The sequence below is a fragment of the Cellulomonas sp. McL0617 genome, assembly GCF_049994875.1.
GTDB lineage: Bacteria > Actinomycetota > Actinomycetes > Actinomycetales > Cellulomonadaceae > Cellulomonas.
On the sequence record NZ_CP188256.1, the window covers coordinates 783,811 to 799,075 of the forward strand.

At 72.8% G+C, this 15,265-nt stretch carries 13 protein-coding genes; 6 read left to right on the plus strand and 7 right to left on the minus strand.

The window, feature by feature from the left end; genetic code table 11:
* Positions 1–45 precede the first annotated feature (45 nt).
* The 4 genes from ACPPVS_RS03610 (at position 46) to ACPPVS_RS03625 (ending at position 3,136) form a co-directional block, all read left to right on the plus strand.
* The gene (locus ACPPVS_RS03610; RefSeq protein WP_426595874.1) at positions 46–396 is read left to right on the plus strand and encodes a cytidine deaminase; all 351 of its coding nucleotides are present in this window, start codon (positions 46–48) and stop codon (positions 394–396) included.
* Positions 393–1,676, plus strand: a complete 1,284-nt coding sequence (locus ACPPVS_RS03615; RefSeq protein ID WP_426594621.1) for a thymidine phosphorylase — start codon at positions 393–395, stop codon at positions 1,674–1,676. The genes ACPPVS_RS03610 and ACPPVS_RS03615 overlap by 4 nt, the downstream gene beginning before the upstream one ends.
* Before the next feature lie 69 nt (positions 1,677–1,745).
* Positions 1,746–1,958, plus strand: coding sequence for a hypothetical protein (locus ACPPVS_RS03620; RefSeq protein WP_426594622.1), 213 nt, complete (start codon positions 1,746–1,748; stop codon positions 1,956–1,958).
* A gap of 29 nt (positions 1,959–1,987) precedes the next feature.
* Positions 1,988–3,136 (plus strand): adenosine deaminase, encoded by a 1,149-nt coding sequence (locus tag ACPPVS_RS03625; protein ID WP_426594623.1) that lies wholly within the window; start codon positions 1,988–1,990, stop codon positions 3,134–3,136.
* A gap of 9 nt (positions 3,137–3,145) precedes the next feature.
* On the opposite strand, the gene ACPPVS_RS03630 is transcribed toward ACPPVS_RS03625, so the two are convergent.
* Positions 3,146–4,048, minus strand: coding sequence for a LysR family transcriptional regulator (locus tag ACPPVS_RS03630; protein WP_426594624.1), 903 nt, complete (start codon positions 4,046–4,048; stop codon positions 3,146–3,148).
* 93 nt (positions 4,049–4,141) lie between these two features.
* Here ACPPVS_RS03630 and ACPPVS_RS03635 point away from each other — a divergent pair, with 93 nt between their 5' ends.
* Complete coding sequence (locus ACPPVS_RS03635) at positions 4,142–5,182, plus strand: TDT family transporter (protein ID WP_426594625.1); 1,041 nt, start codon at positions 4,142–4,144, stop codon at positions 5,180–5,182.
* A gap of 56 nt (positions 5,183–5,238) precedes the next feature.
* Here the strand turns inward: ACPPVS_RS03635 and ACPPVS_RS03640 are convergent, their stop codons facing one another.
* The 5 genes from ACPPVS_RS03640 to ACPPVS_RS03660 all read right to left on the minus strand — a co-directional run bounded on the left by ACPPVS_RS03640 (position 5,239) and on the right by ACPPVS_RS03660 (position 11,343).
* Positions 5,239–6,087: an aldehyde dehydrogenase family protein gene (locus ACPPVS_RS03640; RefSeq protein ID WP_426594626.1), complete on the minus strand. Its 849-nt coding sequence runs from the start codon at positions 6,085–6,087 to the stop codon at positions 5,239–5,241.
* Positions 6,084–7,526 (minus strand): aldehyde dehydrogenase family protein, encoded by a 1,443-nt coding sequence (locus ACPPVS_RS03645; protein ID WP_426594627.1) that lies wholly within the window; start codon positions 7,524–7,526, stop codon positions 6,084–6,086. The genes ACPPVS_RS03640 and ACPPVS_RS03645 overlap by 4 nt, the downstream gene beginning before the upstream one ends.
* Before the next feature lie 9 nt (positions 7,527–7,535).
* The gene (gene deoC, locus ACPPVS_RS03650) at positions 7,536–8,540 is read right to left on the minus strand and encodes a deoxyribose-phosphate aldolase (RefSeq protein ID WP_426594628.1); all 1,005 of its coding nucleotides are present in this window, start codon (positions 8,538–8,540) and stop codon (positions 7,536–7,538) included.
* 69 nt (positions 8,541–8,609) lie between these two features.
* A complete protein-coding gene (locus tag ACPPVS_RS03655; RefSeq protein WP_426594629.1) occupies positions 8,610–10,463 on the minus strand; it encodes a phospho-sugar mutase in 1,854 nt (617 codons plus the stop codon).
* Between the two features lie 37 nt (positions 10,464–10,500).
* Entirely contained in the window at positions 10,501–11,343 is an 843-nt protein-coding gene (locus tag ACPPVS_RS03660; protein WP_426594630.1) for a purine-nucleoside phosphorylase, read from the minus strand.
* Positions 11,344–11,397: 54 nt separating this feature from the next.
* Here ACPPVS_RS03660 and ACPPVS_RS03665 point away from each other — a divergent pair, with 54 nt between their 5' ends.
* Complete coding sequence (locus tag ACPPVS_RS03665) at positions 11,398–12,840, plus strand: NAD(P)H-quinone dehydrogenase (RefSeq protein WP_426594631.1); 1,443 nt, start codon at positions 11,398–11,400, stop codon at positions 12,838–12,840.
* A 26-nt stretch (positions 12,841–12,866) separates the two neighbouring features.
* Here ACPPVS_RS03665 and ACPPVS_RS03670 read toward each other — a convergent pair whose 3' ends face one another.
* Positions 12,867–15,230, minus strand: a complete 2,364-nt coding sequence (locus ACPPVS_RS03670) for a TIM-barrel domain-containing protein (RefSeq protein ID WP_426594632.1) — start codon at positions 15,228–15,230, stop codon at positions 12,867–12,869.
* Positions 15,231–15,265: the final 35 nt, after the last annotated feature.

Genomic DNA, 15,265 nt, shown 5'->3' on the forward strand with positions numbered 1-15,265 from the left:
GCCGCCATCGACTGGGACGCCCTGCGGTCCGCCGCCACCGAGGTCATGCACCGGGCGTACGCGCCGTACTCGAGCTTCCCCGTGGGTGCCGCCGCGCTCGTCGACGACGGCCGCGTCGTCGTGGGCTGCAACGTCGAGAACGCGTCCTACGGGGTCACCCTGTGCGCCGAGTGCGCACTGGTGTCCGGCCTGCACGTGACCGGGGGCGGGCGGCTCGTGGCGTTCACCTGCGTGGACAAGCACGGCAACGTGCTGATGCCCTGCGGGCGGTGCCGTCAGCTGCTCTGGGAGCACGGCGGGGCTCGGCTGCTCGTCGAGACGGTGCACGGGATCAAGCCGATGACCGAGGTGCTCCCGGACGCGTTCGGGCCGGCCGACCTGGAGGAGCGGGCATGAGCTTCGACGCCGTCGACGTGATCGTCGCCAAGCGTGACGGGCACCGGCTGTCCGACGACCAGATCGACTGGGTGGTCGACGCGTACACGCGCGGCGTGGTGGCCGAGGAGCAGATGTCCGCGCTGACCATGGCGATCCTGCTCAACGGGATGGACCGCGCCGAGATCGCCCGCTGGACCGCCGCGATGATCGCGTCGGGCGAGCGTCTCGACTTCTCCGGGCTGTCGCGGCCGACCGCCGACAAGCACTCGACGGGTGGCGTCGGCGACAAGATCACGCTGCCGCTCGCCCCGCTGGTCGCGGTCTTCGGCGTCGCCGTGCCCCAGCTGTCCGGGCGCGGGCTCGGGCACACGGGCGGGACCCTGGACAAGCTGGAGTCGATCCCCGGCTGGCGTGCGGCGCTGAGCAACGACGAGATGATGGCGCAGCTCGACGACGTCGGCGCGGTCATCTGCCAGGCGGGGTCCGGCCTGGCGCCGGCGGACCGCAAGCTGTACGCGCTGCGCGACGTCACGGGGACCGTCGAGTCGATCCCGATGATCGCCGCGTCGATCATGAGCAAGAAGATCGCCGAGGGGACCGGCGCGCTGGTGCTCGACGTCAAGGTCGGCTCCGGTGCGTTCATGAAGGACGTCGAGCGCGCGCGCGAGCTGGCCCGCACCATGGTCGACCTCGGCACCGACGCCGGTGTCCGCACCGTCGCGCTGCTCACCGACATGTCCACGCCGCTGGGACTCACCGCGGGCAACGCGCTGGAGGTGCGGGAGTCGGTCGAGGTCCTGTCCGGGGGCGGTCCGGCCGACGTCGTCGAGCTGACCGTCGCGCTCGCGGTCGAGATGCTCGAGGCCGCCGGGGTGGCCGGCGACCCCGCCGCGGCCCTGGCAGACGGGCGAGCGATGGACGTGTGGAAGCGGATGATCGCGGCCCAGGGCGGCGACGAGAACGCGACCCTGCCGGTCGCGCGCGAGTCCGAGCACGTGCTGGCCGAGACCGACGGCACGGTGACCGTGCTCGACGCCTACGCGGTCGGCATCGCCGCCTGGCGTCTCGGCGCGGGTCGCGCGCGCAAGGAGGACCCCGTGCAGGCGGGCGCCGGCATCGAGCTGCACGCGCGGCCGGGCGACATCGTCCGCGCCGGGCAGCCGCTGCTGACCCTGCACACGGACACCCCGGAGCGGTTCGCGCGCGCCCGTGAGGCGCTCGACGGCGGCGTCGTGATCGCCCCCGCCGGGACGCCCGTGGGGGTCCGCCCGCTCGTCATCGACCGCATCGAGGCCTGAGTCGACGGGTCTCGACGAGGCCGCAGCACCTGGGTGCGTTCGGCGCCCAGCGGGAGCACGATGGACGTCATGAGCACCGTTCCCGGGAGTGACGCGTGGCGCGACGCAGGACTGGCACCGGTGGACCCGCACCGGCCCGTGAGCCTCGTCGACGACACCGATGACAGCGACGACGAGGACTACCAGCCTGCGTTCGCGCGCGCGGACCTCGACGGGCGGGCCGACGAGGCCGACGTGGTCGAGCAGGACACCGAGGTGCCCGACGACGACGGCGCGGAGTGACATAGGGGGCAATTCGGTACGGTGAGGCCATGAGCGCCCCCGCCGAGTCCCCCGCCGTCGTGCCCGCCGACGACACCGTCGCGCCCGCCGACGACCTCCTCGCGATCATCCCCAAGCTCCCGAAGGTGCTGCTGCACGACCATCTCGACGGTGGTCTGCGCCCGCAGAGCATGATCGAGATGGCCGCCGAGGCGGGTCACGAGCTGCCCGCCACCGACGCCGAGGAGCTGCGCACCTGGTTCTACGAGGCCGCGTCCTCGGGCACGCTGCCCCGCTACCTCGAGACGTTCGACCACACGATCGCCGTGATGCAGACCGAGGAGCACCTGCGCCGCGTCGCGCGCGAGTCCGCGATCGACCTGGCTGCGGACGGCGTGGTCTACGCCGAGCAGCGGTATGCGCCCGAGCAGCACCTGCAGCAGGGGCTGTCGCTCCAGCAGGTGGTCGACGCCGTGCAGGCCGGGTTCGCCGAGGGGGTGGCCGAGGCCGCCGCGCAGGGGCACTCGATCCGCATCGGCACCCTGGTCACCGCGATGCGGCACGCCGACCGGTGGGACGAGATCGCGGAGCTGACGCTGGCAAACCGTGACAACGGCGTGGTCGGCTTCGACATCGCGGGCGCCGAGGACGGCTTCCCGCCGTCGCGGCACATCTCCGCCTTCCACACGCTCCGGGACGCGAACTTCCCGGTCACCGTCCACGCCGGCGAGGCCGCGGGCTACGACTCGCTGGCGGAGGCCGTGCACCTCGCGCAGGCGGCCCGTATCGGGCACGGGGTCCGGCTCGTCGAGGACATCACCGTCGACGAGCTGGGCGACAACCTCGGGCTGCTGGCGCACTGGGTCCGGGACCGGCGCATCCCGCTCGAGCTGTGCCCGTCCTCGAACCTGCAGACCGGCGGCGCGGCCTCGATCGCCGAGCACCCGGTGACCCGGCTCAAGCGTCTGGGTTTCGCGGTCACGGTGAACACCGACAACCGGCTGCAGTCCCGGACCACGCTGACCCGCGAGCTGACGCTGCTGGTCGAGCAGGCCGGCTGGACGTTGGACGACCTGCGCGACGTCGCGGTCACCGCCGCCTCGCACACGTTCCTGCACCACGACGAGCGCCAGGCCCTCATCGAGACGGTCCTCCTGCCGGCGTACGCGGCCGCGCGTCCCGGCCGGCACCGCGCCTAGGCGTCCTGACTAGGAACGCGTCGCGGCGATCGCGAGGAGGTCGCGCGCCGAGCCCGTCGGACGCTGACCGCGGGGCCACACGGCGCGCAGCGACCGCGTCAGGTCGAGGTCGCGGACGGGCACCCGGACCATCCGGCCCGCGGTCACGTCGTCGGCGACCGCGAGCTCACTGAGCACCGCGGGCCCGGCGCCGGCGGCGACCGCGGACCGCAGCGCGCTCGTGTTCGCCAGCTCGAGCAGCGGGACCGCCAGCGGCGCCCACGGCTGCAGGGCGGTCTCGAGCGCCGTGCGCGTGCCCGAGGTCGGCTCGCGCTGGACCAGGCGGGTCGCCGCGAGCGTCTCGGGGGCCAGGGGACGTCGCAGACGGGCCCACGGGTGCCCGGGAGCCACCACGACGACGAGCCGGTCGCGGGCGACCGTCTGCGCATCGAGGCCGCCGGGCAGGTGCGGTCCTTCGACGAAGCCCAGGTCGGCCGATCCGTCCAGCACTCCGGCGGCGACGTCGGCGCTGTTCAGGGCCGAGAGGCTCACCGCGGTCTCGGGGTGCGCGGCGGCGAGACGCACGAGCCAGAGCGGCAGGAGCTGCTCGGCCACGGTCAGGCTCGCCGCCACCCGGAGCCGACCCTGGCGATCGTGCCGCAGCGAGCCGATCCCTGCCTCGAGGGCCTCGGCGGCGGCCAGAACGTCGCGGGCCCAGTCGGCCAGCAGGGAACCCTGCGTGGTCAGCGTCGAGCCGCGTGCGCTGCGGGTGACCAACGGGAACCCGACCAGCCGTTCCATGCCCTTGATCCGCGCCGAGACGGCGGGCTGGCTGATGCCGTGGGCGAGGGCCGCCTGACCGAGGCTGCCGGTCGACGCGACGCGGATGAGCAGCTCGAGCGAGTCGAGGTCGGGGACGTGGGTCAGGCCCATCAGCCCAGTGTATGCCCGGCCATCAGGCGGGCTGATGACTCGATCAGCTCGAGCCGTCTACTGCGGAGCGCGGCTCGACCGCACGCTGGACGCATGACCTCGATCCTCGAGCGGCCGGCAGTCGTCGCCACCACCCCTCGCCGCCTCTCGGCCGTCGGACCCAACTGGTATGCCACGGTCATGGGCACGGGCATCGTCGCCGACGCGGCCGTCACGCTGCCGCACCAGGTGACGGGGCTGCACACCGTCGCGCTGCTGGTCTGGCTGCTCGCCGTGGGGCTGCTCGTCGCCGTCACGGTCGCGACCGTGACGCACTGGCGGCTGCACCCGGTCGAGGCCCGCGCCCACCTGCGGCACCCCGTGATGGGAAACTTCTACGGTGCGATGCCGATGTCGCTGCTCACCGTCGCGACCGGGACCCTGCTTCTCGGGCGTGACCTGGTCGGGCTTCCTGCGGCCCTCACGATCGCCTGGGTCCTGTGGGTCGTCGGCACGCTCGGGGGGCTCGTGTGCGCCGCGCTCCTGCCGGTCGTGCGCGGCGCCGGCAGCGCGTTCGGCGGCTGGTTGATGCCCGTCGTGCCCCCGATGGTCTCGGCGGCCACGGGCGCCCTCCTCGCCGCGCACCTGGCACCCGGTCCGGGCCGCCACGCCATGGTCGTGCTCTGCTACGGCCTGTTCGGCTTCTCGCTCCTGGCGAGCGCCGTCGTGATCCCCCTCGTGCTGCGACGCCTGGTCGCGCACGGCCCCGGGCCGGCGGCGCTGGTGCCGACCCTCTGGATCGTGCTGGGCCCGCTCGGCCAGTCGATCACCGCGGCCCACCTTCTCGGCCTGGTCGCAGGCCCGGGCGCGCGGACGTTCGGGCTGGCGTACGGGCTGGTCGCCTGGGCCGCCGCCATGGCGTGGCTCGCGGTCGTCGCGGTGATCACCGTCCTCGCGCGGCCGCCGTTCGGGCTGCCGTGGTGGAGCTTCACGTTCCCGCTCGGCACGGTGGTCACCGGCACGAGCGCCCTGGCCGCGGCGACCGGGTGGGCGGTGCTCGCGTCGTGGGCGGTCGTCCTGTACGTCGGGCTGGTGACCGCGTGGCTCGTCGTAGGCGTCCTCACGGCACGCCGTGCGCGCACCCTGCTGGCCTGAGACCCCGGGCACGCCGCACCGACCCGGCCGCGGGGGTCTCCGTCGTGGGACCGCGCCTAGATCAGGCCCTTCGTGTGCCAGACGGTCTTGGTCTCCGTGAAGGCCGTGATGCGGCCCAGCGACTGACCGACCTCCTCCGGGGGCAGGACGCGCTTCAGCGTGTCGGCGGCGGCGATCTGCAGGTCGACCCAGTCGAGGTCGCCCGCACCGGCGAGGTCCAGACCGTTGACGTCGGCGTGGCTGGCGAGCCAGGGCGCGATCTCGGCCGGCGACCCGGTGAGCACGTTGACCACGCCCTTGGGCACGTCGCTCGTCGCGAGCACCTCGGCGAGGCTGATCGCGGACAGCGGCAGTCTCTCCGACGCCACCACGACGACCGTGTTGCCGGCCACCAGGGCGGGCGCGACGACGGACACGAGCCCGAGCAGCGACGAGTCCTGCGGCGCGACGATCGCCACGACGCCGGTGGGTTCGGGCACCGAGAGGTTGAAGTACGGGCCGGAGACGGGGTTGGCGTTCCCGGAGACCTGCGCGTACTTGTCCGCCCAGCCCGCGTACCAGACCCACCGGTCGATGGCGGCGTCCACCTGTGCGGTCGCCTTGGCCGACGAGACACCCTCGGCGTCGACGATCTCCGCGACGAACTGCTCGCGTCGGCCCTCGAGCAGCTCCGCGATCCGGTAGAGCACCTGCCCGCGGTTGTACGCGGTCGCGCCCGACCAGCCGCCCTGTGCGGCACGGGCGGCCACGACCGCGTCGCGCGCGTCCTTGCGGGACGCCTTGGCGGCGTTGGCCAGGAACGCGCCCTTGGCGCTGGCGATCTCGTACGTGCGGCCCGACTCGCTGCGCGGGAACGCGCCGCCGATGTAGAGCTTGTACGTCTTGGGAACGGCGAGGCGGCTCACGCGTCTGCCCCCTTCAGGTAGGCGGCGATCCCGTGCCGGCCGCCCTCGCGGCCGTAACCGGACTCCTTGTACCCGCCGAACGGGCTGGCCGGGTCGAACCGGTTGAACGTGTTGGCCCAGATCACACCGGCGCGCAGCTTGTCGGCGACGGCCAGGATGCGGCTGCCCTTGTCGGTCCAGATGCCTGCCGACAGGCCGTACGGCGTGTTGTTGGCCTTGGCGATCGCCTCGGCGGGGGTGCGGAACGTCAGGACCGAGAGCACGGGTCCGAAGATCTCCTCGCGGGCGATCCGGTGGCTCGTCGAGACGTTGTCGAAGATCGTCGGTGCGAACCAGAACCCGTTCGCGGGGATCTCGCACGCGGCGGTCCACCGGTCGGCGCCCTCGGCCTCGCCGATGTCGCTCAGCGTCCGGATGCGCTCGAGCTGCTCCGCGCTGTTGATCGCCCCGATGTCCGTGTTCTTGTCCAAGGGGTCGCCCAGGCGCAACGTCGACAGGCGGTCCTTCAACCGGGAGACGACCTCCTCGTGCACCGACTCCTGGACCAGCAGGCGGCTTCCCGCGCAGCAGACGTGGCCCTGGTTGAAGAAGATGCCGTTGACGATTCCCTCGATGGCCTGGTCGATGGGCGCGTCGTCGAACACGATGTTCGCCGCCTTGCCACCCAGCTCCAGCGTGAGCTTCTTGCGCGTGCCGGCCACCTGCTTGGCGATCGCCCGCCCGACGTCCGTGGAGCCCGTGAACGCCACCTTGTCGACGTCGCCGTGCCCGACCAGCGCGGCACCGGTCGCGCCCGCGCCCGTGACGATGTTGACGACGCCCGGCGGCAGGTCGGCCTGCTGCACGATCTCGGCGAACAGCAATGCGGTCAGCGACGTGGTCTCGGCCGGCTTGAGCACCACGGTGTTGCCCGCGGCCAGCGCCGGGGCGATCTTCCACGCGAGCATCAGCAGCGGGAAGTTCCACGGGATCACCTGGGCGGCGACCCCGAGCGGACGGGGCGCCGAACCGAGGCCGACGTGGTCGAGCTTGTCCGCCCAGCCGGCGTAGTAGAAGAACCAGGCGGCGACCAGCGGCACGTCGACGTCGCGGGACTCCTTGATCGGCTTGCCGTTGTCCAGGCTCTCGGCCACGGCCAGCTCGCGCGAGCGCTCCTGGAGCAGGCGCGCGATGCGGAACAGGTACTTGCCGCGGTCAGCGCCGCTCAGGCGGGACCACGTCGTGTCGTAGGCCTTGCGGGCGGCCGCGACGGCGGCGTCCACATCGGCCTCGGACGCCGTCGCGATCGTCGCGATGTGCTTCTCGGTGGCCGGGTTGATCGACGAGAACGGCGTCCCGTTGCCGGCCCGGAACTCACCGCCGACGAACAGCCCGTACTCGCTGCGCAGGTTGAGGATCGCCTGCGACTCCGGCGCCGGTGCGTACTCCAGGAAGGTCATCAGGGGTCCTCAGTCGATCGTCACGTAGTCGGGACCGGAGTAGTGGCCGGTCGTCACCTTCTGGCGCTGCAGGAGCACGTCGTTGAGCAGGCTGGAGGCGCCGAACCGGAACAGCTCCGGCGTCAGCCACTCCTCGCCGGCCGTCTCGGCGACGGTCACCAGGTACTTGATCGCGTCCTTCGAGGCGCGGATGCCGCCCGCGGGCTTCACACCGATCTTCTGCCCGGAGAGCCGGAACCAGTCGCGGACCACCTCGAGCATGAGCAGCGTGACCGGCAGCGTGGCCGCGGGCGCGACCTTGCCGGTCGACGTCTTGATGAAGTCGCCGCCTGCCAGGATGCCCAGCCAGCTTGCCCGGCGGACGTTGTCGTAGGTGTTCAGCTCGCCGGTCTCGAGGATGACCTTGAGGTGCGCATACGTGCCGTCGGCGCGTCGGCAGGATTCCTTGACCGCGACGATCTCGTCGTAGACCTGCCCGTAGCGGCCGGCCAGGAACGCGCCGCGGTCGATGACCATGTCGATCTCGTCGGCACCGGCGGCGACGGCGTCGGCCGTGTCCTCGAGCTTGATGGACCGCGACGCGCGACCGCTGGGGAACGCGGTGGCGACCGCGGCGACCGCGATCTTGCCGGTGGCGGGGTCTCCGTGCAGCGCACCGAGCGCCTCGACCGCGTGCGGGACCATGTCGCCGTACACGCAGACCGCCGCGACCCGCGGGCACGTCGGGTCGGCGGGGTCCGGGGTCACGGCCTTCGCGACGAGGGACCGCACCTTGCCGGGCGTGTCGGCGCCCTCGAGGGTGGTCAGGTCGATGAGCCCGATGATCCGGTCCAGCGCCCACGCCTTCGAGGTCGTCTTGATGGACCGCGTGCCCAGCCCGGCGGCGCGCTGCTCGAGGCCGACCGCGTCGACGCCCGGGATGCCGTGCAGGTAGCGACGCAGGTTGGCGTCGTTCGCCTCACCGCCGAGGAGCGCGACGGCTCGCTCGCTCGGTGCGATCTCGGTGCCGGTCATGCTCTGCCTCGTGCGTTCTCGCTCGTCCTCACAGGTTCATCTTCGCTCACCGGAGCGCGCCCGGCGCACCTAGATCCCGAGGGTCGCCCGGACGTCGGCGGCGACCGCGTCCAGCCGCCGGCGAGCCTCCTCGCGCGCGTGGCTCAGTGCCGCGCGGTCGGCGTGCGAGCCCACCGGCTGGATGACCTCCAGGTACGCCTTGACCTTGGGCTCGGTGCCGCTCGGGCGCACGACGACGCGCGTGCCGTCCTCGGTCAGCAGGCGCAGGCCGTCGGTGGCCGGCAGGCCGTCGCGGTCGTCCTCGGTACCGGCGGCCAGGTCGACCACCTGGATCACACGCGAGCCGCCCAACGTCGTCGGGGGCCGCCGCCTCACCCCGTGCACCAGCGGGAGGATCTGGTCCTGCGCCGTGAACCGGGCCGACACCTGGTCGGTCAGGTGCAGGCCGTGGGTGCGCGCGATGTCGTCGAGGGCATCGATCAGCGTGCGGCCCTCGGCGTGCAGCCGTGCCGCCAGCCCGGCCATCAGCAGCGCCGCGGAGATGCCGTCCTTGTCGCGGACGTTGCCCGGGTCGACGCAGTAGCCCAGCGCCTCCTCGTACCCGAACGCCAGGTGGTCGACGCGGGAGATCCACTTGAACCCCGTGAGCGTCTGCGCGTAGCCGAGACCTGCCGACGCGGCGATCTTGCCGAGCAGGCGCGACGAGACGATCGAGCTGGCGAACGTCGGGGTCGTGGCGTCCGGCTCCGCGTCGGCGGCGAGCCAGCGGGCGGCCATCGCCGTGCCCAGCAGTGCCCCGGTCTCGTCACCGTGCAGCATGCGCCAGCCCTCGGCCTCGGCGGTGTCGGGACCGCGATGGCTGCGGTGCCGCGGATCCTGCACGGCGACGGCGCACCGGTCCGCGTCCGGGTCGAGCGCGAGCACCAGATGGGCGCCCTCGTCGCTGGCCAGGCCGGTGGCCATGTCGATCGCGCCCGGCTCCTCGGGGTTCGGGAACGCGATCGACGGGAAGTCGGGGTCCGGCTCGAACTGCTCCGGCACGATCACGACGTGAGCGAACCCGGCCCGCTCGAGCACCCGCTGGGCCACCTCGCCGCCCACCCCGTGCAGCGGCGTGAGCACGATCTTCAGCCGGGCCGCGGCGGCGCGGCTCGCCTCGTCGGTGGGCGCCAGCGCCACGACCGCGTCGACGTAGGCGTCGAGCACGTCGAAGCCGAGCATGGTCCAGCCGTTCGTCGTCCTCGGCACGGAGGCGACCGACGGGACGTGGGCGATCTCGGCGGCGATCGCGGCGTCGGCCGGCGGCACGATCTGCGAGCCCTGGCCCGAGTCGGTGACCACACGGCCGCCCAGGTAGACCTTGTAGCCGTTGTCCTCGCGGGGGTTGTGCGACGCCGTGACCATGATCCCCGCGTCGGCGTCCAGGTGCCGCACCGCGAACGCCAGCACCGGGGTGGGCAGCGACTCCGGCAGGACCAGCACCTCGATGCCGACCGCGGTCAGCACGGCCGCCGAGTCGCGCGCGAAGTCCACCGACCGGTGGCGGGCGTCGTACCCGATGACGACGCGCGGTCGCGGGTGCACGCCGTCCAGCTCGCCCAGCAGGTAGTCCGCCAGCCCGGAGGCCGCGCGGATGACGACCGCGCGGTTCATCCGGTGCGGACCGGCTCCGAGCCGCCCGCGCAGGCCCGCGGTGCCGAACTGCAGGAGCCCGGTGAACCGGTCGGCCAGCTCGGCGCGGGCCGCGCGGCGGGCGTCGATCACCTGCCGCTGCGTCGGGTCGGGCTCGGGGGTGTCGGGGCGTTGCGCGTCGGCCAGCGTCAGCAGCGCACGGAGCTCGTCGGCCGTCTGGGGATCGGGATCATCGTCGATCCATACCTGCACGCGCGTCCGGAGGTCTGCCCACGCATCGTCGCCGGTCATGGGGCCAAACTACTCACGCCCGCCGGTGGGCGCTCCCTCAGAGGTGGCGGACGATCTCGGCGAGCAGGGCGCTGATCCGCGGACCGGCCGCCGCGCCCGCCTCGAGCACCTCCGCGTGGCTGAGCGGAACTGGGCTGATGCCGGCGGCGAGGTTGGTGACCAGTGAGATGCCGAGCACCTCGAGCCCGGCGTGCCGGGCCGCGATCGCCTCGAGCGACGTCGACATGCCGACCAGGTCTCCGCCGATGCGGCCCGCCATCTGCACCTCGGCCGGCGTCTCGTAGTGCGGCCCGGGGAACTGCACGTAGACACCCTCGTCGAGCGAGGCGTCGACCCGGCGGGCGATCGCCCGCAGCCGCGACGAGTACAGGTCCGTCAGGTCCACGAACGTCGCACCCTCGAGCGGCGAGGTCGCGGTGAGGTTGATGTGGTCGCTGATCAGGACGGGAGTGCCGGGGGCCCAGGCGGGGTTGAGGCCGCCGCAACCGTTGGTGAGCACGATGGTCGATGCACCCGCCGCCGCGGCGGTGCGCACACCGTGCACCACGCGCCGCACCCCCCGGCCCTCGTAGAGGTGCGTGCGGCTCCCCAGGACGAGTGCGTGCTTGGCGGGAGCTCCCAACGACCCTCCGATCCGGATGGAGCGGATCGTGCCCACGTGCCCCACGACCGCAGGCTTGGAGAAGCCCGGCACCTTGTGGCTCGGCAGCTCCGCGACGGTCTCGCCCAGCAGGTCGGCCGCACCGCCCCAGCCCGAGCCGAGCACGAGGGCGACGTCGTGCGTCGGTACGCCGGTCGCCTCGGCGATGTACGCCGCGGCGGCCCTCGCGACGTCGAACGGGTCTGTCGTCGGGTCGTCCAGGGATGTGACGTGGCTCATGGTCGAAGGCTAACCCGCTGGCCCGGCGGCGTCTGAGCGGCAGAATGTCTTTCTGTGAGCACCCCGTCGCAGGAATCGGCCAACCAACGCGTCGTCGTCATCGGCGGCGGACCCGGCGGCTACGAGGCCGCGCTCGTCGGCCGGCGCCTCGGCGCGGACGTCACGGTCGTCGAGGCCGCCGGCCTCGGTGGCGCAGCCGTGCTGACCGACGTCGTCCCCTCGAAGACCCTGATCGCGACCGCGGAGTGGATGACGATCGCCGACCGCGCCCCCGAGCTGGGCATCCGCCTGGACGGCACGGCCCTGGACGGCAGCGGCCTGGACCTCCTGCGCCACCGCATCGACCTCGCCGCCGTCAACACCCGCGTCAAGGCGCTCGCGACCGCTCAGTCGGCGGACATCCGCGCCCGGCTGGAGCGCGAGGGCGTCCGCATCATCCTCGGCCACGGCCGGCTCGACGGACCGTCGCGCGTGCTGGTCACCACGCCCGACGGTGTCGACGACCTGACGCTCGACGCGGACGTCGTCCTCGTCGCCACCGGCGCCACCCCGCGGATGCTGCCCGAGGCCCAGCCCGACGGCGAGCGCATCCTGACCTGGACGCAGCTGTACGACCTGCCCGAGCTGCCCAAGAAGCTCATCGTCGTCGGGTCCGGCGTCACGGGCGCCGAGTTCGCCGGCGCGTACACGTCGCTGGGCGCCGAGGTGGTCCTCGTGTCCAGCCGCGACCGGGTGCTGCCCGGCGAGGACGCCGACGCCGCCCAGCTGCTCGAGGACGTGTTCAAGACCCGCGGCATGACCGTGATGTCGCAGTCGCGGGCGTCGAAGGCCGTCCGGACCGCCGACGGCGTCGAGGTCACCCTGGCCGACGGGCGGGTGGTCGAGGGCACGCACGTCCTGTTCGCCGTCGGCTCGATCCCGACGTCGCGCGGCCTCGGGCTGGAGGAGGCCGGGGTCCGGCTGACGCCGTCCGGGCACATCGAGGTGGACAAGGTCTCACGCACCAACGTCCGGGGCATCTATGCGGCCGGCGACGTGACCGGTGTCCTCCCGCTCGCCTCCGTAGCGGCCACGCAGGGGCGCCTCGCGATGGCGCACGCGCTCGGCGACGCCGTCGCGCCGCTCTCGCTGCGAGGGGTGTCGTCGAACATCTTCACGATGCCCGAGATCGCCACGGTCGGCCTGACCGAGACCCAGATGCAGGCGCGCGGCATCACGTACTCCGTCAGCATGCTGCCGCTGGCCCGCAACCCGCGCGCCAAGATGCTCGGCGTCCGCGACGGGTTCATCAAGATCTTCGCCCACGCGGGTTCGGGCGTCGTCGTCGGTGCGGTCGTGGTGGGTCCGCGCGCGAGCGAGTCGATCTTCCCGCTGACGCTCGCCGTGAAGTACCGCATCACCACCGACCAGATCGCCGAGACGTCCACGGTCTACCCGTCGATGTCGGGCACGATCGCCGAGGTGGCGCGCATGCTCCACCACCGCATCGAGGACTGATGTGTGGGGCGCCTGCGCGCCCCTCCTCACCCGCGCTCGGCCCGTGCGAGCAGGAGCTCGTTGACCGCGGCCGCCATGGGCTGGTCCAGCTCGAGCGCCTGCAGGTGGGAGATCCGCACGGCCAACGGCGCGTCCGACGTCGCGACCTCCAGAACCCGTGACTTGAGGTCGTACGAGATCTGCGCGCGGTCGAGGAGCGCGAACAGGCGGGTCGGCACGTCGTTGGACGCGAGCCGCGGTCGTGGTCCGACCGACACCGTGAACGCCTCGCCGACAGGGACGTCGTCGACCGTCACCGAGACCCGGCCGTCCCGCCGGGCGGTCCGTGCGCCCGGGACGTCCACCGTGGGGTCGGCGCCGTCGAACGCGACGAACGTGACCGTCCATCGGCGGCGCGCCGGCAGGCAGTCGGTCTGCCCCTCGGCGGGGGAGACCGTGAGCGTCCCGGACTCCTGGTCGAACGTCAGGGCCGTGCGGACGGTGCCGGCGTCGGTCCCGTCGTCCTCGACGAGCGTGAACGCACCGTCGGCGCCGACGACGACGAGGACCTCGAGCCGCGACGGGTTGACCGGGTCGTTCCCGAGCACGTCGTCGCCGTCGAGCACCACGATCGCCCCGGACCGTGCGAGGACGGGGATCGTCGCGAGGTCCCGGTGCATCAGGAGCTGCCGGTCGCCGTCGTAGACGAGGCCGGTGAGCACGTCGACCCAGGTGCCGGCCGGGAGCCAGGTCCGTACGGCGGCCGTGCGCGTGCGGGCGTCCGCGGGCTCGGTGATCGCGGCGACCATCAGCTCGCTGCCGAACAGGAACTGGGCGGGCGCGTCGTAGGCCTCCGCGGCGTCGGGCCACTGATGGTAGAGCGGCTCGACCAGGGGCCGCCCCTCATGCGCGGCCCGGTGGTTCATGGAGTGCAGGTACGGGACGAGCCGGTGTCGCAGACGCAGGTGGGCCGCCATGACCGCGTGCGCGGCCGGCTCGAACGTCCACGGCTCCTTCGTCGAGAAGGCGTTCGCGGTGGAGTGCAGGCGCAGGATCGGGGAGAAGACACCCAGCTGCACCCAGCGCGTGGCCAGCTCGTCGTCCTTGGCGCCGAACATGTGGCCACCGATGTCGTGGCTCCACCAGCCGTAGCCGATGTTGGCGGCCGCGGCGGTGAAGTGCGGTTGGAACGCGAGCGACGCCCAGGAGATCACCGTGTCGCCGGAGAATCCGACGGGGTAGCGGTGGCTGCCCGGCCCGGCGAACCGGGAGAACGTCAGAGCGCGCTGTCCGTCGCGTGCGGAGTCGAGGAAGTGAAAGTGGTTGAGCATCCACAACGGGTCGATGCCCGCCACGCGCGAGTGCGGCCCCGACTGCCAGTCGAGCCACCAGAAGTCGACGCCGTCCCGCTCGAGGCCTCGGTGCAGCACGTCGAAGTAGGCGTCGAGGAATGCGCGGTCTGTGACGTCGAACGGGATCGGGTCGCCGGAGTCCGCGGACCGTCCCAGCGCCGCCGCGACGGCCGGGTACGCCTCTTCGTGCGCGCGCACGCCGTCCGCCGGATGGACGTTGAGCGTCACGCGCAGGCCACGGTCGTGCAGCGACGCCAGGAACGCCGCGGGATCCGGGAAGAGCTCACGGTTCCACGTGTAGCCGGTCCAGCCGCTGCCGATCGCCGGGTCGATCTCCGTGAGGTGCCAGTCCATGTCCAGCACGGCCACGGCGATCGGGATGTCCTCGGCGACGAACCTGTCCAGGATCGCGGAGTAGCTGTCCGACGTGTACCGGTGGTACCGGCTCCACCAGTTGCCCAGCGCGTAGCGCGGCAGGACCGGCGTGGGACCGGAGACCGCGTACAGGGCCTGGACGGCGGCGCGGTAGTCGTGGCCGTAGGCGAAGACATAGAGGTCCGTGCGCGATCCGTCGCGGGGTGTCACCCAGCCGTCGCTCTCGAGAAGCATCGAGCGGGAGTCGTCCAGGACGGCGAACCCCTCGCGCGACACGACGCCGGGCTCGAGCGGGACCGCTCCGTCGGCCCCGTCGAGGGTGCGCGCGGTCCCGCCCAGGCTTGGCTGGTCGTCGCCGAACCGCCAGACCGAGTGGTACGAGCTGACGCCACCGCGGACGGAGACGCTCAGCCCGCTGGTGCTGAAGGGCCCACGGTCGTACACGAGGTGCAGCCGGTCGGTCAGCACCTCGAGGTGCGTGTCCGACGAGATCACGCGGAACTCGGGCACCGGCAGCTCTCTGTTGAGGGCGAACGTCGAGGCGCGGTCCTCGAAGACCCCGTCGGGCGAGTGCTCGAGCCGCAGCAGCCCGTCGGTGAGGACGGTGACACGGAAGCGATCTCCGACGACGGTCGCGCGCGGGTCTGCGACGGGACGGGAGGGCAAGGGCAGCCGGACGGTCATGGGTCGAGGATCCTCCCGTCGGGGACGGACGGCGC